The sequence below is a fragment of the Streptococcus sp. A22 genome (assembly GCF_043674215.1).
In the GTDB taxonomy this organism is placed as follows: Bacteria; Bacillota; Bacilli; order Lactobacillales; family Streptococcaceae; genus Streptococcus; species Streptococcus suis_V.
This window is the reverse complement of record NZ_JBIMJQ010000010.1, coordinates 1-22,528: the sequence shown is the minus strand read 5'-3', so window position 1 is coordinate 22,528 and position 22,528 is coordinate 1. Positions and strand designations below refer to the sequence as shown.

22 protein-coding genes and 3 tRNA genes are annotated in these 22,528 nt (G+C 41.4%); 21 read left to right on the top strand and 4 right to left on the bottom strand.

What is annotated here, in order from left to right:
* Positions 1-12 precede the first annotated feature (12 nt).
* Positions 13-1,134: a site-specific integrase gene (locus ACHBHN_RS05715; protein WP_024378343.1), complete on the top strand. Its 1,122-nt coding sequence runs from the start codon at positions 13-15 to the stop codon at positions 1,132-1,134.
* A gap of 172 nt (positions 1,135-1,306) precedes the next feature.
* On the opposite strand, the gene ACHBHN_RS05710 is transcribed toward ACHBHN_RS05715, so the two are convergent.
* Positions 1,307-1,379 (bottom strand) — tRNA-Asn (locus tag ACHBHN_RS05710).
* A gap of 5 nt (positions 1,380-1,384) precedes the next feature.
* Positions 1,385-1,456, bottom strand: a tRNA-Glu gene (locus tag ACHBHN_RS05705).
* A gap of 124 nt (positions 1,457-1,580) precedes the next feature.
* Between ACHBHN_RS05705 and ACHBHN_RS05700 the strand changes: the two genes are divergently transcribed.
* Positions 1,581-1,654 (top strand) — tRNA-Arg (locus tag ACHBHN_RS05700).
* Here ACHBHN_RS05700 and ACHBHN_RS05695 read toward each other — a convergent pair.
* On the bottom strand, positions 1,652-2,329 hold the full coding sequence (locus ACHBHN_RS05695) for a YoaK family protein (RefSeq protein WP_105160707.1): 678 nt from the start codon (positions 2,327-2,329) through the stop codon (positions 1,652-1,654). The genes ACHBHN_RS05700 and ACHBHN_RS05695 overlap by 3 nt on opposite strands.
* 28 nt (positions 2,330-2,357) lie before the next feature.
* On the bottom strand, positions 2,358-2,837 hold the full coding sequence (gene rlmH, locus ACHBHN_RS05690) for a 23S rRNA (pseudouridine(1915)-N(3))-methyltransferase RlmH (RefSeq protein WP_105111339.1): 480 nt from the start codon (positions 2,835-2,837) through the stop codon (positions 2,358-2,360).
* A gap of 191 nt (positions 2,838-3,028) precedes the next feature.
* Between rlmH and ACHBHN_RS05685 the strand changes: the two genes are divergently transcribed.
* The 19 genes from ACHBHN_RS05685 (at position 3,029) to ACHBHN_RS05595 (ending at position 22,306) form a co-directional block, all read left to right on the top strand.
* Complete coding sequence (locus ACHBHN_RS05685; RefSeq protein WP_105160706.1) at positions 3,029-4,213, top strand: trypsin-like peptidase domain-containing protein; 1,185 nt, start codon at positions 3,029-3,031, stop codon at positions 4,211-4,213.
* A 67-nt stretch (positions 4,214-4,280) separates the two neighbouring features.
* A complete protein-coding gene (locus tag ACHBHN_RS05680; RefSeq protein WP_105111341.1) occupies positions 4,281-5,051 on the top strand; it encodes a ParB/RepB/Spo0J family partition protein in 771 nt (256 codons plus the stop codon).
* A 190-nt stretch (positions 5,052-5,241) separates the two neighbouring features.
* Positions 5,242-6,657, top strand: a complete 1,416-nt coding sequence (gene dnaA, locus ACHBHN_RS05675; RefSeq protein ID WP_105111342.1) for a chromosomal replication initiator protein DnaA — start codon at positions 5,242-5,244, stop codon at positions 6,655-6,657.
* A gap of 141 nt (positions 6,658-6,798) precedes the next feature.
* Positions 6,799-7,935 carry a DNA polymerase III subunit beta gene (dnaN, locus tag ACHBHN_RS05670; RefSeq protein WP_394731817.1) on the top strand — a complete coding sequence of 379 codons (1,137 nt, stop codon included), beginning with the start codon at positions 6,799-6,801 and terminating at the stop codon, positions 7,933-7,935.
* Between the two features lie 51 nt (positions 7,936-7,986).
* Positions 7,987-8,865: a diacylglycerol/lipid kinase family protein gene (locus ACHBHN_RS05665; protein ID WP_394731816.1), complete on the top strand. Its 879-nt coding sequence runs from the start codon at positions 7,987-7,989 to the stop codon at positions 8,863-8,865.
* Positions 8,866-8,874: 9 nt separating this feature from the next.
* Positions 8,875-9,078, top strand: coding sequence for a DUF951 domain-containing protein (locus ACHBHN_RS05660; RefSeq protein WP_105111345.1), 204 nt, complete (start codon positions 8,875-8,877; stop codon positions 9,076-9,078).
* A 229-nt stretch (positions 9,079-9,307) separates the two neighbouring features.
* On the top strand, positions 9,308-10,423 hold the full coding sequence (gene ychF / locus ACHBHN_RS05655; protein ID WP_105111346.1) for a redox-regulated ATPase YchF: 1,116 nt from the start codon (positions 9,308-9,310) through the stop codon (positions 10,421-10,423).
* Between the two features lie 162 nt (positions 10,424-10,585).
* The gene (gene pth / locus ACHBHN_RS05650) at positions 10,586-11,155 is read left to right on the top strand and encodes an aminoacyl-tRNA hydrolase (protein ID WP_105160704.1); all 570 of its coding nucleotides are present in this window, start codon (positions 10,586-10,588) and stop codon (positions 11,153-11,155) included.
* On the top strand, positions 11,155-14,646 hold the full coding sequence (gene mfd, locus ACHBHN_RS05645; RefSeq protein ID WP_105160703.1) for a transcription-repair coupling factor: 3,492 nt from the start codon (positions 11,155-11,157) through the stop codon (positions 14,644-14,646). The genes pth and mfd overlap by 1 nt, the downstream gene beginning before the upstream one ends.
* A 184-nt stretch (positions 14,647-14,830) precedes the next feature.
* Entirely contained in the window at positions 14,831-15,103 is a 273-nt protein-coding gene (locus tag ACHBHN_RS05640; protein ID WP_105111349.1) for an RNA-binding S4 domain-containing protein, read from the top strand.
* Complete coding sequence (locus ACHBHN_RS05635) at positions 15,090-15,461, top strand: septum formation initiator family protein (RefSeq protein ID WP_105111350.1); 372 nt, start codon at positions 15,090-15,092, stop codon at positions 15,459-15,461. Before ACHBHN_RS05640 ends, ACHBHN_RS05635 begins: the two co-directional genes overlap by 14 nt.
* Entirely contained in the window at positions 15,458-15,586 is a 129-nt protein-coding gene (locus ACHBHN_RS05630; protein WP_254610581.1) for an SP_0009 family protein, read from the top strand. Before ACHBHN_RS05635 ends, ACHBHN_RS05630 begins: the two co-directional genes overlap by 4 nt.
* Before the next feature lie 12 nt (positions 15,587-15,598).
* Positions 15,599-16,879, top strand: a complete 1,281-nt coding sequence (locus tag ACHBHN_RS05625; protein WP_394733774.1) for a serine hydrolase — start codon at positions 15,599-15,601, stop codon at positions 16,877-16,879.
* Positions 16,879-18,147, top strand: coding sequence for a tRNA lysidine(34) synthetase TilS (tilS, locus tag ACHBHN_RS05620; RefSeq protein ID WP_394733773.1), 1,269 nt, complete (start codon positions 16,879-16,881; stop codon positions 18,145-18,147). The genes ACHBHN_RS05625 and tilS overlap by 1 nt, the downstream gene beginning before the upstream one ends.
* A 6-nt stretch (positions 18,148-18,153) precedes the next feature.
* Positions 18,154-18,696: a hypoxanthine phosphoribosyltransferase gene (hpt, locus tag ACHBHN_RS05615; RefSeq protein WP_394733772.1), complete on the top strand. Its 543-nt coding sequence runs from the start codon at positions 18,154-18,156 to the stop codon at positions 18,694-18,696.
* Between the two features lie 21 nt (positions 18,697-18,717).
* A complete protein-coding gene (gene ftsH, locus ACHBHN_RS05610) occupies positions 18,718-20,682 on the top strand; it encodes an ATP-dependent zinc metalloprotease FtsH (RefSeq protein ID WP_172010097.1) in 1,965 nt (654 codons plus the stop codon).
* Positions 20,683-20,855: 173 nt separating this feature from the next.
* Entirely contained in the window at positions 20,856-21,830 is a 975-nt protein-coding gene (locus tag ACHBHN_RS05605) for an Rpn family recombination-promoting nuclease/putative transposase (RefSeq protein ID WP_394733771.1), read from the top strand.
* Between the two features lie 10 nt (positions 21,831-21,840).
* Positions 21,841-22,080 carry a hypothetical protein gene (locus ACHBHN_RS05600; RefSeq protein ID WP_394733770.1) on the top strand — a complete coding sequence of 80 codons (240 nt, stop codon included), beginning with the start codon at positions 21,841-21,843 and terminating at the stop codon, positions 22,078-22,080.
* Positions 22,081-22,090: 10 nt separating this feature from the next.
* A complete protein-coding gene (locus ACHBHN_RS05595; RefSeq protein WP_394733769.1) occupies positions 22,091-22,306 on the top strand; it encodes a hypothetical protein in 216 nt (71 codons plus the stop codon).
* Positions 22,307-22,528 lie beyond the last annotated feature (222 nt).

The window sequence follows — 22,528 nt, the reverse complement described above, 5'->3', positions numbered from 1 at the left end:
TGAGGTAACAACATGGCATCTTATAGACAAAGAGGTAAGAAAAAATTATGGGACTATAGAATCTTTGATGATAAAGGAAAAGTAATAGCTTCAAATTCTGGATTTAGAACTAAAAAAGAAGCTGAACTTGAAGCAATTGAAATTGAACTTAGACTTCTAAAAGGGGCTAACATTGATAGACAAATTAGTTTACATGAACTTTGGAAAAAATGGTATGAGCTACATATCGTGCCTTTAAATAAAAAACAAGCGACACTCAACAAACACATAAAACGTGGCAAACTAATTGAAGAGTTTTTCGGAAATATGCCTTTAGTAAATATAAAGGCTAGTCGCTATCAACTCTTTATCAATCAATTTGCAAAGACAAATGGTCGTGATAATGTTGCTCGTTTAAATTCTGAAGTTAGAAAAGTGTTGGAATTTGCTAAACAAGACCGACTTGATTTCCATGACTTTACAATAGGTGTAAAGATAACTGGATTAGAACCAGCAAAATCAAAAGAAGATAAGTATATTCATAGTAAAGCAGATTATAAAAAATTAGTTAACTATCTTTACAACAATGTAAACTATACTGACAACTTAGTTTACTATCTTCTTTACATACAGTTAAAGACTGGTATGAGATTTGGAGAGGTGTTAGGCTTAACTTGGGATTGCATACTTTGGAAAAGCAAAGAGATTGTAACTTATAGGCGATATGATTCAGCGAAAAATGAGTTTACAGACCCTAAAACAAAAACATCTGTACGAAATATTCCTATTGATGATACTGTAATAGAGGTACTTGATAAATTGCTAAAAGAGCAAGATACAATTGATTTCGATAATCCAAATAATCTTCTATTTGTTAATCCAATTTATGGTGTACCTTCAAATAAAACTGTCAATACTTGTCTCAGTGAACTGCTTCATCAATTAAATATAACTCCAAAAGTCCTAACAGCTACTGGTATTCGTCATACCTATATCAGTATTTTACTGGCTGAAGGAATTGATATTTGGACACTTTCGAAAATCGTAGGTCACAAAGATACAAAGCAAATTATAGAAACTTACTCTCATCTTATTAAGGAAAAAGAGGAAGAAGAAACTGAAAAAATTAGAAAAATCATGTCAGCAAACACTTGACCGTTTTTTGACCAAATTTCCCTATTGTATGATTATTCATGTCGCTTTTTCACGATTTTTTCATTCTTATCCAATATGCAGTAAAAACTGAGACAGTTCTAAATTCATTGACCAACTTTTGACCAAAACAAGAAAAAACCTTGATTTCTCAAGGTTTCCTAGTCTTTATTTACTCCGCCAACAGGGCTCGAACCTGTGACATCATGATTAACAGTCATGCGCTCTACCAACTGAGCTATGGCGGATGATATAGTCCGTACGGGATTCGAACCCGTGTTACCGCCGTGAAAAGGCGGTGTCTTAACCCCTTGACCAACGGACCATTATCAGTACGCTAACTAGTATAATACATGACCTTATTTTTGTCAACATTTTTTCAGATTTTTTTCACTTTCCGGCAACTTGACAGCTACCTATCTTTCATGTAAAATAGAAGAGTTGAAAGAGGTTCCATAGCTCAGCTGGATAGAGCATTCGCCTTCTAAGCGAACGGTCGCAGGTTCGAATCCTGCTGGAATCATCTCCGACCTGCTCTGGCGGGTCTTTTTTCTTTCCATAATTCCCAATTTATATACAAAACAAAGGGGAGGACACCTATGAGGGCATATTCTCCAAAGGATTGGGAAAACAGAGTAGATAGACAAACTCCAAGCATGAACCCTAAAATAATAATGTAGATATTTCGACCAGTTTCCTGCAAGTGTGCGTTCTTTTCCATCAATCCCTTAAACCAAATATAGGCTGCGTTTTTGACATTTCCAGTCATCATCACATTGGCATAATGGACACCCTTAAGACTTCTAAAAGTCTCTACTTGGATGGAAGCTGTAAAGGCCAATAAGCCCATAGTAAAAAATGAATTGACAAAGGGCGTCAGAACGATTGTCAATACAATCAAGCATAAAATGATTAAACTGCTTCCAAAATGCCAAGGATAGCGGTGTTTCAAAAAATATTTTTTGGCTAAATAAGTAAAAAATTGCCCCAGTGTAAAGAATACAATTGGGACTAAAAAGTGAATTGTACTCTTGATGCTGCCCTGGGCTAAATGACTAGCTAACAAAACGACATTACCAGACTGGACACCTGCAAACCGGCCACCCTGGGTCAAATAAGAAAAGGCATTCAAATAGCCGCTGACAAAGGTCAGACAGGTAGCCACTCTTAGCCCCTCATACACACGATACTCTCTCATTCTCTCATCTTCCTTGTTTCACGTGAAACTATTTGTGATAGGGACTTCCCTGTTGGATCATAAAGGCCCTGTATATTTGTTCCATCAAAACCAACTTCATCAATTGATGGGGCAGCGTCAATTTTCCAAAACTCATCAACAAATTCGCCCTTTTTTTAACCGAATCTGCCAATCCAAGGCTGCCTCCAATTACAAAGGAAATTTCTGAAAATCCTTTTATTGTAATATCTTCTAATTTTTTGCTAAATTCTTCTGAAGGAAATTGATTGCCCTCAATGGCCAAAGCGATGACAAAGTCGCGCTCGTTGATTTTAGATAAAATCCGCTCCGCTTCCTTGGCCAATATTTGCTCGTTCTCAGCCTGACTAGCCTTGTCGGGTGTTTTTTCATCTGCTAATTCAAGCAGCTCCAATTTGGTAAACCGACTGAGCCGCTTGCTATACTCAGCAATGCCATCTTTTAAATATTTCTCTTTTAGTTTTCCAACTGTAATCACTTTTATTTTCATATTTCTATTGTAACATATCCACAAACTATCTAACAGATGAAATGGATAATAAGGCAAGGAAATAGGGAGTATATACACAGAAGAAAAAAGTTATCCACAGCTTGTGGATTGATTTTTGAAAATTTTAAGTTATAATTAAGAAAGGTAGTGTAATCTTTAGAAAATGGATTAAATCTGAAAGGGAAAAAGTCATGAAAAAGTATTTGAAATTTATCATTCTATTCGCCTTTGGGTTTCTAGGAGGAATCAGTGGCTATCTGGTTGCGTCCTCTTTCCAAAATCCCGCAGCTCCACAGCAAGCGGGGTCTGGTGAAACCACCATCAGCAAAGTTCAGTATCAAAATGAGAATTCAACAACCAAGGCTGTGGAAAAAGTACAGGATGCCGTAGTATCTGTCATCAATTACCAGCAGCCTACACCAAATAGCCTCAGCTCTATTTTTGGTACTATTGAAAGCTCCGATGAGCTGGCCGTGGCAGGAGAGGGATCTGGTGTTATATATAAAAAAGATGGCAAGGATGCCTACATTGTCACCAACAATCACGTTATTGCTAATGCTGAAAAAATTGACATTCTCTTAGCATCTGGTGAGAAAGTTAGTGGACAGCTAGTGGGAGCAGACACCTATTCAGATATAGCCGTTATCAAGATCGATGCTGAGAAAGCCCACTCTGTCGCTGAATTTGCCAATTCAGACAGCATTAAGGTCGGAGAAACAGCCATCGCTATCGGTAGTCCTTTAGGTAGTGTTTACGCCAATACCGTCACCCAGGGCATTATTTCCAGCCTTAGCCGGACTGTCACTTCTCAAACAGAGGACGGACAAACCATCTCCACCAATGCAATCCAAACAGATACAGCCATTAACCCAGGTAATTCTGGTGGCCCCCTCATCAATATTCAGGGTCAGGTTATCGGAATCAATTCAAGTAAGATAACTTCCAGTTCTCTGGCCAATAATGGTGGTGTCTCTATAGAAGGTATGGGATTTGCGATTCCTTCAAATGACGCTGTTTCTATTATCAATCAATTGGAAACAAATGGTAAGGTAGTTCGTCCAGCCTTGGGCGTTCACATGGTCGACTTGACCGATCTGTCAACCAGTCAATTAGAAAAAGCAGGTCTGGCAAATACAGATTTAACCTCAGGTGTAGTAGTTGTTTCAACCGAGTCAGGCCTACCAGCTGATGGCAAATTAAAAACCTACGATGTCATTACTGAGATCAATAGTAAGAAAATTGAGAGCAAGAGCGATTTACAGAGTGCCCTTTACAAACAAAAAATTAACGACACGATTACAGTCACCTATTACCGTCAAGGCAAAGAAGAGAAGGTTGACATAAAGTTGACACACTCTACGGACGCCCTTTCTTAATAGTTGGAACAAAAACCTTACTTTACAGCATTGTAAAGTAAGTTTTTTTTTGCTAGAATGTCACTGTATGGAAGAATTAAAAAAGATAGCGATTAAGGATATTCAAACAAATCCTTTTCAGCCACGAAAACATTTTGACCAAGAAAAATTATTGGAACTAGCCCAGTCTATCCGAGAAAATGGAATTATCCAACCGATTATCGTCCGAAAATCCTCTCTCATAGGCTATGAATTATTGGCTGGAGAACGACGTTTACGAGCCAGTCAATTAGCCGGTCTAAAAGAAATTCCAGCCCTTGTAAAGGAATTATCCGATGACCAGCTCATGTTGCAGGCTATTATCGAAAACCTCCAACGGTCGGACTTGAATCCCATTGAAGAAGCAGCATCTTATCAAAAATTGATTGAAAAGGGGCTGACCCACGATGAAATTGCTCAAATTATGGGCAAATCCCGCCCTTATATTTCCAATCTTCTGCGTTTGCTGAGCCTCAGTAACAGGACCATTACTGCCATTGAAACCGGAGAAATCAGCCAGGGGCATGCCCGTCTCTTAATCGGTCTTCCTGAATCGAAACAAGTCTACTGGATAGAGCGTATCCAACAGGAGCAATTAAGTGTTCGTTGGCTGGAAAATGCTTTGAAAAAGAAGAAAAAACAAGCCCCACCGAAAACAAATCTCTTTTTGAAGGAGCAAGAAACTGAATTACAGAAACTCCTAGGAACCATGGTCACGATTAGACAGCAGAAATCTGGTCAGGGGAAGATTAGCCTATCCTTTGATTCCAACGAAGAATTCGAAAGAATTATCAACACCTTAAAAAAATTGTGTGACTAATAAAAATAATCCCCCTACTTATAAACAGGAATAAATAGTGGAAAAAGCCGATTTTATCGTGATAAATTTACTTATTCACATCTTGTGGATAAGTGATATAAACAGTGTGGAAAAATATTTATTCTTGTGGAAAACTTTTTCCTTTTATGGTAAACTTAGAATAAGCACTTTTTAGGAAGGGAGGCTTCAAATGGACAAGGAACAAGAATTTTGGAATCGATTTATTGAACTAGCCCAGTCCAGTCTTTCCAATTCTGTCTACGAGCTACTGGTTGAAGAAGCGCGCCTGATTGAATTGCAGGATGGCGTTGCAACAATTTTTCTCGCTGGAACTAGCGACAGTATACTGGCCAGTAAGAAAAAATTGTGGAAACAAAATATTGAAGAACTGATACTGATTGCTGGTTTAGAAGTGTTGGGTGAGCAAATTTCCGTCACCTACCATACCTATCAATCTGTATCAGAACCAAAATCTGACAAGGCCTATAAAGCTGATAAGGTCGTTACAACACCAGCAGAAGCAGATACTCCAGCTCCGATAGGCAAGCCCAGCAAATCCAGTTTTCTTCCGATTCAATCAGGCATCCAGCCCCAATACACCTTTGATAACTTTGTCCAAGGTGGTAGTAATATGATGGCCAAATCTGCTGCTCTAGCTGTAGCTCATTCACCTGGACAGCTCTACAATCCTCTCTTTATCTGGGGAGGACCTGGTCTTGGGAAAACTCACTTGCTCAACGGAATTGGTAACCAAGTCCTGGGAGACAATCCACACGCGCGTGTTCAATATGTCACATCTGAATCCTTCCTTAACGAATTTGTCAACTATCTCACCAAAAAAGAACTGGACATGGAAGAATTTAAGGAGCACTATAGAAATCTTGACCTGTTGCTCATTGATGACATCCAGCTCTTAAAGGGGAAGGCTTCAACACAGGAAGAATTCTTCCACACCTTTGATGCTCTCTTGAGCCAAGGAAAACAGATTGTCCTAACCAGCGATCGAAATCCAGATAGCCTGGATAATTTGGAAGACCGCCTGGTATCCCGCTTTAGTTGGGGAGCTACCTGCCAGATTTACCCACCAGATATCGAAACGCGCGAGGCCATCCTCAGAACCAAGTGTGCCACCTATCCATTTGAATTTCCAAATGATACCCTGACCTATCTGGCAGGCCAAATCCAGTCCAATGTCAGAAATTTAGAAGGTATTCTCAAAGATATCAGCCTCCTGGCTGGAATGAGAAATTTGACCACTATCACCGTCGACATTGCAGCTGAGGCCATCCGAGGACGCAATCAGGCAGCACCAAAAAATTCTGTTATCCCAATTGAAACCATCCAGACTGAGGTCGGAAAATTCTACGGCGTTAGCCTCAAGGAAATAAAGGGAAGCAAGAGATTGCAAAATATTGTCCTAGCCCGTCAGGTAGCCATGTATCTAGCAAGGGAAATGACGGACAACTCCCTTCCAAAAATTGGCAAGGCCTTCGGTAATCGAGACCACACAACTGTCATGCATGCCTATAAAAAGATAAGGGACATGCTCAAGAATAACGAAAGCTTCCTGATTGAAATTACAAATATCAAAAACAAGATCATGTAATCCCATACTTGTGCGCAGTTTTCCACAAGTTGTAAACAAGCCTTTTTTCCTATTCTGATGCGCTTGCTTACACTTTTCCACAGAATACACAGGCTCTACTACTATTACTAACCCTTATTATATATAAATAAAGGAGAATCCATGATTCAATTTTCCATTAACAAAACTGTTTTCCTACAAGCATTAAATATTACCAAACGTGCTATCAGTACCAAGAATGCTATTCCTATTTTATCTACTGTTAAAATTGCTGTTAATACGGAAGGTATTAGCCTGATTGGTTCTAATGGTCAAATTTCTATCGAACACTTTATTTCTGTTCAAGATGAAAATGCTGGTCTTTTGATTAGCTCAACCGGAGCTATCCTTCTGGAAGCAGCTTTCTTTATCAACGTAGTTTCTAGCATGCCAGATTTAGTTCTTGATTTTAATGAAATCGAACAAAAGCAGATTGTCTTGACTAGTGGTAAATCTGAAATTACCCTCAAAGGAAAAGAAGCTGAGCAATACCCACGCTTGCAAGAAGTGCCAACTTCAAAACCTCTGGTATTGGAAACAAAAGTCCTTAAGCAAACCATCAACGAAACAGCCTTTGCGGCCTCAACTCAGGAAAGTCGTCCAATCCTAACTGGTGTGCACTTTGTGCTAACAGATAATAAACAGCTCAAAACAGTGGCGACCGACTCCCACCGTCTCAGCCAGCGTAAATTGGTCTTGGAGACTCCAGGAGATGATTTCAATGTGGTCATCCCAAGCCGCTCTCTCCGCGAATTTACGGCCGTATTTACCGATGAAATTGAAAAGGTAGAGGTTTTCTTCTCCAACAACCAAATCCTCTTCAGAAGCGAGTATATTAGTTTCTATACCCGTCTTTTGGAAGGGACCTATCCAGATACCGACCGTCTCATTCCAAAAGAATTTAAGACGACAGCTGTTTTTGATACCTCCCACCTCCGTCAGTCTATGGAGCGTGCTCGTCTCTTGTCCAATGCTACTCAGAATGGAACGGTGAAACTGGAAATTACCAAGAGTATTGTCTCAGCCCATGTCAATTCTCCAGAAGTAGGCCGCGTCAATGAAGAAATCGATACCTTGGACGTTTCAGGTGAGGATCTGGTGATCAGCTTCAACCCAACTTATCTGATTGAAGCCCTCAAAGCGACCAACAGTGAGCAGGTGAAGGTGAGCTTTATTTCCAACGTTCGTCCATTTACTCTGGTGCCAAACAGTGAGGATGACAATTTTATCCAATTGGTAACCCCTGTTCGTACCAACTAATAACAGTAAAAGCGGCCATTGAGCCGTTTTTATGTTATACTAAAATTACCTATGATTGTACACATTTTAGCAAATCCAAATGCTGGCAGTCATTCTGCAGAGAGTATAATAGACCAGCTTAAAAAAACTTATCCACAAGTAGACTTTAAGACCTATCTGACCCAGGGAAAGCATGATGAGAAAGTTCAGATTCAAAAGGTTTTAGAAGGCTATGGAGACGGGGATAGACTGCTCATTTTAGGTGGAGACGGTACGCTATCTAAAAGCCTGACGGATTGGCCAAGCCAACTACCTTTTGCTTATTATCCGACAGGTTCGGGCAATGATTTCGCCAAATCAATGAAAATCAGAGAGATAGATACTGTCCTAACTGCCCTCTTGACAGAAAAAACGCAGTCTATTTGTGTTTTGAAGACGTCCTTTGGGATTATTGTCAATAGTATGGATGCTGGTTTTGCTGCCCAGGTGATTGCACGCTCAGAATCCTCTAAGCTCAAAAACTGGCTTAAGCGCGTGAAAGTTGGCAAATTGACCTATCTGATAATGGCTATCAGAAGTCTTTTAGATGCGCAGTCCTTGACAGTGGACGCGGTCATTGATGGCCAGGAACAACAGTTGAAGAATCTCTTTTTCCTGTCTCTTGCCAACAATACCTACTTTGGCGGTGGTATCATGATTTGGCCGGAAGCCTCTGCTCATGAGCAGAAAATCGATCTGGTTTATATTGAAAACAGCCCAATTCATAGACGGGTGCTGGCCTTGCTCGATTTGGTCCTTAAGCGTCATAAGAAATCCAAATATATCAAACATCTCCAGTGCCAAACTATTTCTATCAAAACTAGTCAGCAAATCCTATTTCAAACGGATGGTGAGATGCTGGCGGGGACAGAGTTTGTATTGACTTGTCAAGAAAGAAAAATCTATCTATAAGGAGTTACCATGTATCAATTAGGAACATTCGTCGAAATGAAAAAGCCTCATGCCTGTGTCATCAAATCGACTGGCAAAAAAGCCAATAAGTGGGAAGTCATTCGTTTAGGTGCAGATATTAAAATCCGTTGCAGCAACTGTGACCATGTGGTTATGATGAGCCGGCATGATTTTGAGCGGAAAATGAAGAAAGTTCTTGAAAGCGAGTCCTAGTTGACAGTTTGCAACTGCTGGTTGCGACAAGTTCCTAAGAATTGCTAGGCAATCAATCCATGGATAATTATAATTTTGTCATCAGTTTTATCATGATAAATAATGTAGTCATATTTTCATTGTATTTTCATAAATAAAATTTTCTAATTTCGTTCCGTCATATCGCCTTTTTCCTCTACTTTCTGCTATAATAGTCATGATTGAATTTTTAATTGGAGAGTAAAAAAACATGGCTTTAACAGCAGGTATCGTCGGTTTGCCAAACGTTGGTAAATCAACCTTATTTAACGCAATTACCAAAGCAGGAGCAGAGGCTGCCAACTACCCTTTCGCGACCATTGATCCAAACGTGGGAATGGTAGAGGTGCCAGATGAGCGCTTGACCAAGTTGACAGAGTTGATTACACCAAAGAAAACCGTGCCGACCACCTTTGAATTTACAGACATTGCCGGTATCGTAAAAGGTGCCTCAAAAGGGGAAGGTTTGGGAAATAAATTCTTGGCCAATATCCGCGAGGTGGATGCCATTGTTCACGTGGTTCGTGCCTTTGACGATGAAAATGTCATGCGGGAGCAGGGGCGTGAAGATGCCTTCGTTGATCCGCTTGCTGATATTGATACGATTAACCTAGAATTGATTTTGGCTGACTTGGAGAGTATCAACAAACGCTATGCGCGTGTGGAGAAGATGGCTCGTACCCAGAAAGACAAGGATTCTGTGGCAGAATTTGCCGTTCTCGAAAAAATCAAGCCCGTCTTGGAAGATGGTAAATCAGCTCGTACAGTAGCTTTTACAGACGAAGAGCAAAAAATTGTCAAGCAGCTTTTCCTCTTGACCACCAAGCCAGTCCTTTATGTAGCTAACGTTGATGAGGACAAGGTCGCTGACCCAGACGGCATCGAGTATGTTCAACAAATCCGCGATTTCGCAGCGACAGAAAATGCAGAAGTGGTAGTCATTTCAGCGCGTGCCGAAGAAGAAATTTCGGAACTCGACGACGAGGACAAGGCAGAATTCTTGGAGGCAATCGGTTTGACTGAGTCTGGTGTTGACAAACTGACTCGTGCAGCTTATCATTTACTTGGTCTTGGTACTTACTTTACAGCAGGTGAAAAAGAAGTCCGTGCTTGGACCTTCAAGCGAGGTATCAAGGCGCCTCAAGCGGCCGGTATCATCCACTCAGACTTCGAAAAAGGATTTATCCGCGCCGTAACCATGTCCTATGATGATTTGATGCACTATGGCTCTGAGAAGGCTGTTAAAGAGGCTGGACGCCTTCGTGAAGAAGGTAAGGAGTACGTGGTCCAGGATGGGGACATCATGGAGTTCCGCTTTAATGTCTGATGCCTAATATTCGCTTATTCGTTGTTATCTCGTCTTGCCGTACTATCAGTACTGCCTGTGACTTTGATGACTAGACTAAGCAAATGTTTAGCAATCAAAAAACAACTATAAAAATAGTAGGTTGGAAAGACTTCCAACCCTTTTGGTGTTTAAGGAGAAAAAATGACACGATTGATAATAGGTCTAGGCAATCCCGGTGACCGCTATTTTGAAACCAAGCACAATGTCGGCTTTATGCTGATTGATAAGATTGCAGCGCGTGAAAATGTGGCTTTTACGCACGATAAGATTTTCCAAGCGGACCTTGCAACGACCTTTATTGACGGAGAGAAGATTTTTCTGGTCAAGCCGACGACCTTTATGAATGAATCGGGTAAGGCAGTGCATGCGCTGCTGACCTACTACGGACTGGATGAGACTGATATTCTGGTGGCCTATGATGATTTGGACATGGCTGTTGGAAAAATCCGTTTTCGTCAAAAAGGCTCTGCCGGTGGCCACAATGGTATTAAGTCTATCATCAAGTATCTAGGAACAGATCAATTTGACCGCATCAAGATTGGCATCGGTCGTCCCAAAGGCAAGATGAGTGTGGTTCATCATGTTTTATCTGGATTTGATACGGAGGACCGCATTGACATTGACCTAGCTCTTGAAAAACTTGACAAGGCTGTCAACTTCTATTTACAGGAAGATGACTTTGATACCATCATGAGAAAGTTTAACGGCTAATGAACATCCTGGATTTATTACACCAAAATAAGCAAATCAATCAGTGGCAGGCAGGACTGAATAAATCCACTCGCCAACTCATCCTAGGACTATCAGGAACCAGCAAGTCCTTGGTCATGGCAACTGCCTTTGATAGCTTGGCAGAAAAGATTTTAATTGTGACGGCGACCCAAAATGAGGCCGAGCGCTTGGCAACAGATTTGTCAGCTATTATTGGTAGCGACTCTGTTTACAACTTCTTTACAGATGACAGTCCTGTTGCCGAGTTTGTTTTTGCCTCCAAAGAGCGAACCCAGTCTCGAATTGATAGTTTGAATTTCCTACAAGACCAGACTTCATCAGGTATTCTGGTAGCTAGTATGGCTGCCTGCCGTGTTTTGCTACCTAGTCCTTCTGCCTATCAATCTGCTAGATTAGAACTTTCAGTTGGTCAGGAAATGGAAGTTGACACCCTTGTCAATTCACTTGTCAATACAGGTTATAAGAAGGTTTCTCGTGTCTTGACCCAGGGAGAATTTAGCCAGCGAGGAGACATCTTAGATATTTATGATATGCAGGCTGAGCATCCTTATCGTCTGGAGTTTTTCGGTGATGAAATAGACGGCATACGAACTTTTGACATCGATAGCCAGAAGTCTCTGGAAAATTGTGAACAGATTACCGTTTCACCAGCATCAGAAATGGTTGTGACAGAAGAGGACTACCAACGAGCTATTCCTATCATTCAGAAAACGATTGAGCGTTCCAATCAAGAAGAACAGATTTCCTATCTCAAGGAAGTCTTGGCAGACATGCAGTCTTCCTACCGTCATCCGGATCTCAGAAAATTCCTGTCCTTCTTATATGAGGATAGCTGGACTATTTTGGATTACCTTCCAAAAGGTTCACCTATTTTTCTAGATGATTTCCATAAAATTTCTGATAAACAGGCCCAGTTTGAGAAAGAAGTTGCGGATGTCTTGACACAGAATTTACAGAATGGTAAATCAGTGTCAAGTTTGAATTACTTCGCGTCAACCTATGCTGGTTTGAGAAAATACAAGCCAGCCACCTTCTTTTCTAGTTTCCAGAAAGGTCTGGGCAATGTTAAGTTTGACGGACTTTATCAATTTACTCAGTATCCCATGCAGGAATTTTTCCACCAAATTCCGCTTTTAAAAGATGAACTGGCTCGCTATGCCAAATCAAACAATACGGTCATTATCCAGGCTTCTTCTGAAACAAGTTTACAAGCTTTACAGAAATCTTTACAGGAATACGAGATTCATTTACCAGTCCATTCAGCATCACAATTAGTCGCTGGGCAGCAGCAAATCACCGTCGGTCAGCTGTCAGCTGGTTTTCACCTTATGGATGAAAAGCTGGTTGTCATCACTGAAAAGGAAATTTTTAATAAGAAAATCAAGCGCAAAATCCGCAGGACAAACATGTCCAATGCGGAGCGGATTAAGGATTATAGTGAGCTTTCAGTCGGAGATTATGTAGTCCACCATGTTCACGGAATCGGTCAGTATTTAGGGATTGAAACCATTGAAATATCGGGTGTTCATAGGGACTATGTTACTGTGCAATATCAGAATGCTGACCGCATTTCCATTCCAGTAGAGCAGATTGACCTCCTGTCAAAATACCTGGCATCAGACGGCAAGGCACCTAAGGTCAATAAGCTAAACGACGGTCGTTTCCAAAAGACCAAGCAGAAGGTGCAAAAGCAGGTTGAAGACATTGCGGATGATTTGATTAAGCTCTATGCAGAGCGCAGTCAGCTCAAAGGTTTTGCCTTTTCACCTGATGATGCCAGTCAAGAAGAGTTTGACAACTACTTTACACATGTGGAAACCGATGATCAACTTCGCTCGATTGACGAAATCAAAAAGGATATGCAGAAGGATTCGCCCATGGATCGGCTCTTGGTCGGGGATGTTGGATTTGGTAAGACAGAAGTAGCCATGCGGGCAGCCTTTAAGGCGGTCAATGATGGCAAACAGGTTGCAATTTTAGTGCCGACAACGGTCCTAGCCCAGCAACATTTTGCAAATTTCCAAGAGCGCTTTGCTGAGTTTCCTGTTAATGTTGACGTGATGAGCCGATTCAAGACCAAGGCAGAGCAGGAGAAAACGCTGGAGAAGCTCAAAAAAGGCCAGGTGGATATTATCATTGGTACGCATCGCCTACTCTCCAAAGATGTGGTATTTTCCGATTTAGGTTTACTGGTCATTGACGAGGAGCAACGCTTTGGTGTCAAGCACAAGGAACGCCTTAAAGAGCTGAAAAAGAAAATTGATGTCCTGACCTTGACCGCAACTCCTATACCTCGGACCCTGCAAATGTCCATGCTTGGAATTCGTGATTTGTCTGTTATTGAAACACCACCAACTAATCGCTATCCTGTCCAAACCTATGTCATGGAAACCAATCCAACAGTCATTCGCGATGCCATTATCCGTGAATTAGACCGTGACGGACAGGTTTACTATCTTTACAATAAAGTTGACACCATTGAGCAAAAAGTTTCAGAGCTGAAAGAGTTGGTTCCAGAGGCCAGCATCGGTTATGTTCACGGACAAATGTCTGAAATTCAACTGGAAAATACCCTCTATGCCTTTGTGGAAGGGGAGTACGATGTTCTCGTTACGACTACCATTATTGAAACAGGGGTTGATATTCCAAATGCCAATACCCTCTTTATTGAAAATGCCGACCATATGGGACTGTCAACCCTCTATCAACTTCGTGGTCGTGTCGGCCGTTCCAATCGTATCGCCTATGCCTATCTCATGTATCGGCCTGACAAGTCCTTAACAGAAGTGGCTGAAAAACGCCTAGAAGCCATCAAAGGCTTTACAGAACTGGGGTCTGGCTTCAAGATTGCTATGCAGGACCTGTCCATCCGCGGTGCGGGAAATATTCTCGGTGCAGCCCAGTCTGGCTTTATTGACTCAGTCGGCTATGAAATGTACTCTCAGCTTTTGGAACAGGCCATTCTTGAAAGGCAAGGTAAAGCTGGCCAGCGTCAGAAGAGTAATACGGAAATTAATTTGCAGATTGATGCCTATTTGCCGAGTGAATACATTTCAGACCAGCGTCAAAAAATCGAGATTTACAAGCGGATCAAGAACATTGACAGCCGTGTAAACTATCAAGAATTGCAGGAAGAGTTGGTCGATCGCTTCGGAGACTATCCGGATGTTGTAGCTTATTTGCTAGAAATTGGTCTCCTCAAATCTTATCTGGACCAGGTTTTCTGCCATAGTGTCCTTAGAAAGAAACAGCAGATTACAATTTCCTTTGAGCCCATGGCTGGTCAAATTTTCCTGACCCAGGATTATTTCCAGGCCCTATCGGTGACCAATCTCAAGGTCCAAATTGCAGAGAATCGGGGCCGTTTAGAAGTAATTTTTACCCTTCAAAAACAGAAGGATTATGAAATCTTGGAGGAATTGATCCAATTCGCAGAAAAATTGGCCCAAATTAAGTTAAGTAAAGGTTGATTGTGCCGAACTGTTTAATTCATTGAATGCATCAATTCTCATTTTCTTCGCAGGAGTAGTCATTTCAGCACTCATATTTTGGTGAGAGAGTTTCCAAACTCTCTTTTTACATTTTGGTAACAAAGTTATCCTATTCTACCAAAAACTTTAAAAAATGATATAATATTTAGTTGAGGTAATTCAAATGAGACTAGATAAATATTTAAAAGTATCCCGTATTATCAAGCGCCGGACAGTTGCAAAAGAAGTGGCAGACAAGGGCCGTATCAAAATCAACGGAATTTTGGCAAAGTCTTCAACGGATGTCAAAATCAATGATCAAATCGAAATCCAATTTGGAAACAAACTCTTGACAGTCAAGGTCTTGGAAATGAAAGACTCGACCAAGAAAGAAGACGCTCTGAAAATGTACGAAATCGTTAGCGAAAAAAGGATAGAAGCAGATGAAAAAATCTAAGGTTCTCCAAATCAGCAATCGTTTTATTGATGCTGAGAAGGAAAGATTTCACCGCAAAGAGCTAGAAAAACAGCAAAAAAACCGTTTTTTAGCGACGGTCATTGTCTTGGTGATTTTTCTCTTTATGTTGCCAACCTATAATCTAGTGGCTACTCATCAGAAATTGAAGCAAAATGAAGCCAAACTAGTTGAATTGGAAAATCAGTACAAAGACCTTTCTCGTGAGAAGGAACTTCGTGACGCCCTAGTCAAAAAATTGCAGGATGAAGAATATGCTGCAAAATATGTCCGTGCCAAGTATCAGTTTTCAAAAGATGGCGAGTTTATCTACAATATTCCAGGATTGTTGCCCAAATGACAGAAGATTTATTAAAAAATGTTGAGTTATTTTTGTCCTATTCCGATGACAAATTAGAAGAACTCACTGAAAAAAATCAACAGCTAAAAGTGTCCGTTGATCCACAACAAGAAATTTCCAAATAGAAAGAATGGAGAATGAAGGAAAAATTAGTCATACTCCTCTTGCCAATTTTATTTTCTGCAACCATTGTGGACAGCACAGAAGTCCCCTTTGAAATCACGCAAGAAGAGTACGTAACTTTCAATCAAAAAGAATACCAACCCATCTTTCATAGCCTACCTAGCAACCCGATTTCCCTGACAGAACTCCATGTGTTTAAGGATATGGACCTGACCCACTATAGTCACAAGATAGGGCCTGATTCCAGTTTGGAACTAGCAGGTTTAGAGGTAAATAACCACCACCAGCAGGTTTTCACACTATCGGATGGCACCTATGTTTTGGCTAGTCAAGACCAAGTAGCAGATGACAGGATTTTAAACCAGGTAGGTCTTGAGCAGACCTATTGGACCAAGGAAAATACTCGAATTTCAACCAGTCCTGTTTTTACAAAGCAGGATGAAAAAGAAAGTACTCTTCCTCCTTATCAGCCTGTTCAGGTTGACACACTCGTGGAGACACCGAGAGGTCAGTTTGTTCAGATTGTCGGCAAGGGCTGGGCTCTACTTGACCACTTGTCAACCCAAGATAATAGGATGGAAGGAGTTCAAAAACTCCTAGACACAAAATACAACAAAGACAACTACTCTATATATGTCAAGCAAGTGTCAAGTCAGTTAGAAGCAGGTATCAATCAGGATAAGATTCTATATGCAGCCAGTGTTTCTAAGCTTCCTACACTCTATTATGCCCAAAAACAAATTGATTTAGGGCGTTTTAAATTGACAGATAAGGTCAAGTATGTAAAGGAGACAGAGAACTTTGATGGAGCCTATGACCCTGCAGGCAGTGGATCCATCAGCAAGCGAGTTGACAATAAAGAATACCAAGTTGACGACCTGCTCAACCGTATCGCCAAAGAGTCTGACAATGTCGCAAGCAATATTGTCGGCTACTACCTGGCTGACAAGTTTAATCAGCAGTTTTACGATGACATCACCTCCATCACTGGTCAAAAATGGGACATGGTTACACGTGAAACATCTCCAAAAGTAGCTGGACTAATGATGGAAGCTATTTACCATCAAGGTGGGTTCGTACTTGATAGTCTCAAGGAAACCAGATTCGATGACCAGCGCATTCCCAAGGACATTCCGGTTCCGGTGGCCCATAAGATAGGTGACGCCTATGATTTCAGGCACGACGTTGCTCTTGTCTACACAGACTCACCCTTCATCTTGTCCATCTTCACGGACAAGGCAAGCTACGACGACATTTCACAAATTGCCAAGGATATTTACGAGATTTTGAAGTAATGAAAGAAAGATTTATAAAAGTGACACGCCAAGGTCACTTTTTTGATAAACACAGAAAAGTTTTGGTGGCTGTATCCGGTGGACTGGATTCCCTGACACTTTTGCAACTCCTATACGACAGCAGGGAGAAGCTAGATATCGAACTAGGCATAGCACATATCAACCACCAGCAACGACCAGAATCCCAGGAAGAGGAGAGCTATATCAAAGAATTAGCGACTCAACTACGACTTCCTGTTTATATTTCACATTTTCAAGGAGCTTTCTCGGAAAATGCTGCGCGGAAATGGCGCTATGACTTTTTCAAACAAGTCATGGACCAGAAAGGCTATACTGCTCTGGTCACGGGGCATCATGCGGACGACCAGGCTGAGACAGTTTTCATGCGGATTCTCCGTGGCAATCGACTGCGTCACATCTCAGCCATTCAGCCAGTCCAAGACTTCGGACCTGGCCAGCTGATTCGTCCCTTGCTGACCTTTCAAAAATCTGATTTTCCAGCAACAGTTCATTTTGAAGATTCTAGCAATACCAGTCCAGCTTATTTACGAAACCGTATCCGAAATACCTATTTGCCACAATTGAGACAGGAAAATCCTCAGCTGGATAAGAATCTCCTCCAGTTAGCATCCGAAAGCCAACAGTTGGTCCAAGCCCTGCGTGATTTGACCAAAGATGTAGAAATCACCAACCTCCAGCATTTTCAGCAGCAAACACAGGCTGTACAAAGTTTTCTTCTGGAAGAATATTTAGGACAATTTCCAGACCTTCAATTGACAGCTGCTCAGTTTGACCAAGTTCTCCATATTTTACGATCCAAGGCCAATTATCGTCACAGCCTAAAAAACGGCTACCAATTAGAAAAAGATTATCATCAGTTTTGCATCAGCAAAATCCAACCTCAGACGGATGAAGTGCTAGCTCCCCTTGTGATAGAATCAGACGGTATCTTCACTTATGGGGACTACCTATTTTCCCTCAATCAACCACTGGAAGATGCCCAACAAATCCTTTATCTGCAACCAGATAGCCCCATTACCTTACGCAGCAGACAGGCAGGAGACAGCATTTTAATAAATGGTGTTCAGAAGAAACTCCGTCGCTGGTTTATTGACCAAAAAATTCCTCAGCAAGTACGACAAGAAGCCATAGTTGTCCAACAGGCTGAAAAAATTTATGGAATTGCCAATCTGCTTATCACTGATTTGAGTAAATCTGCAAAAAATGGTATAATGAAAGCTATCTTATATATCAAACAGAAAGAGTAAAACATTATGTTGGATAATGATATTAAAAAAGTTCTCGTTTCAGAAGAAGAAATCATTGCGAAAAGCAAAGAGTTAGGTCAAATCTTGGCCCAGGATTATGCAGACAAAAATCCTCTTCTTGTGGGTATTTTGAAAGGATCTATTCCTTTCATGGCTGAATTGATGAAGCATATCGATGCCCACGTAGAGACAGACTACATGGTCGTTTCTAGCTACCACGGTGGTACAGAAAGCAGTGGTACCGTAAAAATCATCAAAGATTTGGACAATAGCGTCGCTGGTCGTCACATTATCTTTGTAGAGGACATTATTGATACTGGCCGTACCCTGAAAGAACTCAAGGAGCTTTTTGCCTTCCGTCAAGCAGCTTCTATCAAAATTGCGACTCTTTTGGATAAACCAGAAGGCCGTGTTGTTGAAATTGAGCCAGACTATACCTGCTTCACTATTCCAAATGAGTTTGTAGTCGGTTTTGGTCTAGATTACAACGAAAATTACCGTAATCTTCCTTATGTTGGAGTACTGAAAGAGGAAGTTTATACAAAATAGAAAAGGTTTCCTACTATTATTATGAACAATCAACCAAATAAAGGATTTATAAAAAATCCTTTTCTCATTATTCTTGTCATTGCGACTCTTTTGACAGCCTTCCAATTTTTTAACGCTGGCAAACAAGTAACAGTGCAAGAAATTCCCTATTCTCAAGTCATTACCGAGCTTAAAAATGATAATGTATCAGAACTAACCTACCAGCCTGATTCAAGCGTTATCGAAATTACAGGTAAGTACAAAAAGGAACAAACAGCCAAAGACGAGCTAGCCTCTTCTATTAAATTGTTCCAAGTTTCAGAGACAATCAAGTACAAAAACTTCAAATCCCTGATTTTACCTTCCGAGACAAATCTATCAGAACTTCAAACCCTGGCCAATGAAAAAGGGATTAAAGTTACGATAAAGCCTGAAAGCTCCAATAGTCTCTGGTTTAGCATTATCCTCAACTTCCTTCCCTTGATTATTTTCGGTGGATTCTTCTTCATGATGATGAATCAAGGAGGCGGAGGTGCCCGAGGCGCTATGAACTTCGGTCGTAACAAGGCCAGAGCCTTTGAAAAGAACAATGTCAAGGTCCGCTTCTCAGACGTAGCAGGTGCGGAAGAAGAAAAGCAAGAGTTGGTCGAAGTTGTTGAGTTTCTGAAAGATCCAAAACGCTTTACCAAACTCGGTGCCCGTATTCCAGCAGGTGTCCTCTTGGAAGGCCCTCCAGGGACTGGTAAAACCCTTCTTGCCAAGGCAGTGGCCGGCGAAGCAGGTGTCCCATTCTTCTCGATTTCTGGTTCAGACTTTGTTGAAATGTTTGTCGGTGTCGGTGCCAGCCGTGTTCGTTCCCTCTTTGAAGACGCTAAAAAAGCAGCTCCAGCCATCATTTTCATCGACGAGATTGATGCTGTCGGTCGCCAACGTGGTGTCGGCATGGGCGGTGGTAACGATGAGCGTGAGCAGACCCTCAACCAACTCCTGATTGAAATGGATGGTTTTGAAGGAAATGAAGGCATTATCGTTATTGCAGCTACAAACCGTAGTGATGTTTTAGACCCAGCTCTTCTTCGTCCAGGTCGTTTTGACCGCAAGGTCTTGGTTGGTCGTCCAGATGTCAAGGGCCGCGAAGCTATTCTCAAGGTGCACGCCAAGAATAAACCGCTGGCTGATGATGTTGATTTGAAATTGGTTGCCCAACAAACACCAGGTTTCGTCGGAGCCGATTTGGAAAATGTCCTCAACGAAGCTGCTCTTGTTGCAGCTCGACGCAATAAAACCGTTATCGACGCTTCGGATATTGACGAGGCGGAAGACCGGGTTATCGCCGGACCTTCTAAGAAAGACCGTCAGATTTCAGCTAAAGAGCGTGAAATCGTTGCCTACCATGAGGCAGGTCATACAATTGTCGGCCTTGTCCTATCAAATGCACGTGAAGTTCACAAGGTTACTATTGTCCCTCGCGGTCGCGCTGGTGGTTATATGATTGCCCTTCCTAAAGAAGATCAAATGCTTCTATCTAAGGAAGACATGAAAGAGCAATTGGCAGGACTCATGGGTGGTCGTGTGGCTGAGGAAATTATCTTCAATACACAGACGACTGGTGCATCCAATGACTTTGAACAAGCAACGCAAATGGCGCGTGCTATGGTTGCTGAATATGGTATGAGTGAAAAAATGGGACCAATGCAGTACGAAGGTAGCCATGCTATGTTCGGTGCCCAAACTACTCAAAAATACATTTCTGAACAAACTGCTTACGAACTGGACACAGAAGTACGTAATCTCCTGACAGAAGCCCATAACAAAGCAGCTGAAATCATCCAGGACAACCGTGAAAAACACCAGTTGATTGCAGAAGCCCTACTCAAATATGAAACATTGGACAGCGTTCAAATCAAATCGCTCTATGAAAAAGGCCAAATGCCTGAAAAAACAGAGCACGATGAAGAAGATGTCCACCCCCTCTCATACGATGAAATCAAAGAAAAAATGAAATAATTCAAGAGAGAAATCGCAAGGTTTCTCTTTTTTTCTCCTTATAAATACGAATAAATAAGATAGAGGACCATGTCCCACATTATCAACCTTGAACTTTTTAATAAAAACTGCTAAAATATAAGTAGAAAATAGTTTGGAATGTTCAAGGAATTCTATACTTAAGGAGAAAACCTATGCGACATACCAGACTCAAACCCACCTACGACACCGTAGCAAAAAAAATCTTCCAAAATAAGGAAGTTACCAAGCACTTTATAGCAGATATATTAGACCTACCTGTCAAATCCGTCGAATTACTAGACGGTCACCAGATTCGCCTACCACAGGACGGACTGCCGAGAGGATTTTATACCGTCACAGATATCTTGGTTGAGCTGGATGACGGCACGCAAGTCATCATTGAAATCCAGATTGTCAAGCAACGGTCCTTTGTGAATCGGCTATGGACCTATATTTGTAGCCAGGTGCATGATAATTTTGAAAATATCCGCAAGGAATTTCAGGAGACACATTTGATCCATGAACGGCTTTATCCGGTCTACGGTATCGCCCTTTTGGAGAAAAATTATTTCCCAGACGATAAGGCCTTTCATATCTTCTCCATTCGAGAAGAAACCACTAATCAAGAACTAACCATCAAGCTAAAGGATAGTCCCAAGGACCACAGCTTGCTCAAAATGGCTTTTCTAGAGTTGGACAAATACCAGCCCGAAACTTTCGATAAAAACCAGCTTAAGAAATGGTTTGAATTTTTTGGGAACCGAGAATTTACAGCTCCTCTAGATAAAATCATCCACCAAGCCGAGCATGCCCTGGACTTCGCCAGCTGGAGTAAGGAGGAACAAGCCATGTTCAATGACGAATTAGACATTCTAGAAGTTAATTATAGTAGAATCTACTGGGCAAGAGAAGAAGGTCGCGAAGAAGGTCGCGAAGAAGGTCGCGAAGAAGGTCGCGAAGAAGGTCGTGAAGAAGGTCGCGAAGAAGGTCGTGAAGAAGGTCGAGAAGAAGGTCAACTTCAAGCCAGCTACTCGATAGCACGCAATTTATTGTCAGCCAACCTATCCCCAGAGCTCATTGCCAAAAGTACGGGTCTTTCCCTGTCCCAAATTCACGAGCTCCAAGGCGAGCTACTAACCAATAGTTGAGGAACAAGCCATGTTCAATGACGAACTAGATATTCTAGAAGTTAATTATAGTAGAATCTACTGGGCAAGAGAAGAAGGTAGAGAAGAAGGTAGAGAAGAAGGCAGAGAAGAAGGTCAACTTCAAGCCAGCTACTCGATAGCACGCAATTTATTGTCAGCCAATCTATCCCCAGAGCTCATTGCCCAAAGTACAGGTCTTTCCCTGTCCCAAATTCATGATCTCCAAGGCGAGCTACTAACCAATAGTTGAGGAACAAGCTATGTTCAATGACGAATTAGACATTCTAGAAGTTAATTATAGTAGAATCTACTGGGCAAGAGAAGAAGGCATAGAGGAAGGTCAACTTCAAGCCAGCTACTCAATAGCGCGCAACATGCTTACTAAGCACATGTCGGACGAGGATATAGCAGAATTGACAGCACTCCCCCTCACAACCATCGCCCAGCTCCGCAGTCAATTAGAAACCGGAGCTTAATCAAGAACAACTATAAAGCCAAAAGATAATTTAAGATAAGATAATAGTCTTTCTTTTTAGTAAGGTAAATCACTCAATATAGTTGTCATAGTTACACCCTATCCATCCATCTATCCATCAATATCAAATAATCACAAATAATTTTCGGCAAATTTCAATTCCGAGTTAGCCACCTATAAGAAATTCTCTCGGTGACTTGTAGCCCAAACATTTTTTGGGATA

Excerpts from the sequence above, each read along its gene's own strand:
- ACHBHN_RS05715 (WP_024378343.1), top strand. The coding sequence starts at position 13 with ATGGCATCTTATAGACAAAGAGGTAAGAAAAAATTATGGGACTATAGA.
- ACHBHN_RS05695 (WP_105160707.1), bottom strand. The coding sequence starts at position 2,329 with ATGAGAGAGTATCGTGTGTATGAGGGGCTAAGAGTGGCTACCTGTCTG.
- rlmH (WP_105111339.1), bottom strand. The coding sequence starts at position 2,837 with ATGAAAATAAAAGTGATTACAGTTGGAAAACTAAAAGAGAAATATTTA.
- ACHBHN_RS05685 (WP_105160706.1), top strand. The coding sequence starts at position 3,029 with ATGAAAAAGTATTTGAAATTTATCATTCTATTCGCCTTTGGGTTTCTA.
- ACHBHN_RS05680 (WP_105111341.1), top strand. The coding sequence starts at position 4,281 with ATGGAAGAATTAAAAAAGATAGCGATTAAGGATATTCAAACAAATCCT.
- dnaA (WP_105111342.1), top strand. The coding sequence starts at position 5,242 with ATGGACAAGGAACAAGAATTTTGGAATCGATTTATTGAACTAGCCCAG.
- dnaN (WP_394731817.1), top strand. The coding sequence starts at position 6,799 with ATGATTCAATTTTCCATTAACAAAACTGTTTTCCTACAAGCATTAAAT.
- ACHBHN_RS05665 (WP_394731816.1), top strand. The coding sequence starts at position 7,987 with ATGATTGTACACATTTTAGCAAATCCAAATGCTGGCAGTCATTCTGCA.
- ACHBHN_RS05660 (WP_105111345.1), top strand. The coding sequence starts at position 8,875 with ATGTATCAATTAGGAACATTCGTCGAAATGAAAAAGCCTCATGCCTGT.
- ychF (WP_105111346.1), top strand. The coding sequence starts at position 9,308 with ATGGCTTTAACAGCAGGTATCGTCGGTTTGCCAAACGTTGGTAAATCA.
- pth (WP_105160704.1), top strand. The coding sequence starts at position 10,586 with ATGACACGATTGATAATAGGTCTAGGCAATCCCGGTGACCGCTATTTT.
- mfd (WP_105160703.1), top strand. The coding sequence starts at position 11,155 with ATGAACATCCTGGATTTATTACACCAAAATAAGCAAATCAATCAGTGG.
- ACHBHN_RS05640 (WP_105111349.1), top strand. The coding sequence starts at position 14,831 with ATGAGACTAGATAAATATTTAAAAGTATCCCGTATTATCAAGCGCCGG.
- ACHBHN_RS05635 (WP_105111350.1), top strand. The coding sequence starts at position 15,090 with ATGAAAAAATCTAAGGTTCTCCAAATCAGCAATCGTTTTATTGATGCT.
- ACHBHN_RS05630 (WP_254610581.1), top strand. The coding sequence starts at position 15,458 with ATGACAGAAGATTTATTAAAAAATGTTGAGTTATTTTTGTCCTATTCC.
- ACHBHN_RS05625 (WP_394733774.1), top strand. The coding sequence starts at position 15,599 with ATGAAGGAAAAATTAGTCATACTCCTCTTGCCAATTTTATTTTCTGCA.
- tilS (WP_394733773.1), top strand. The coding sequence starts at position 16,879 with ATGAAAGAAAGATTTATAAAAGTGACACGCCAAGGTCACTTTTTTGAT.
- hpt (WP_394733772.1), top strand. The coding sequence starts at position 18,154 with ATGTTGGATAATGATATTAAAAAAGTTCTCGTTTCAGAAGAAGAAATC.
- ftsH (WP_172010097.1), top strand. The coding sequence starts at position 18,718 with ATGAACAATCAACCAAATAAAGGATTTATAAAAAATCCTTTTCTCATT.
- ACHBHN_RS05605 (WP_394733771.1), top strand. The coding sequence starts at position 20,856 with ATGCGACATACCAGACTCAAACCCACCTACGACACCGTAGCAAAAAAA.
- ACHBHN_RS05600 (WP_394733770.1), top strand. The coding sequence starts at position 21,841 with ATGTTCAATGACGAACTAGATATTCTAGAAGTTAATTATAGTAGAATC.
- ACHBHN_RS05595 (WP_394733769.1), top strand. The coding sequence starts at position 22,091 with ATGTTCAATGACGAATTAGACATTCTAGAAGTTAATTATAGTAGAATC.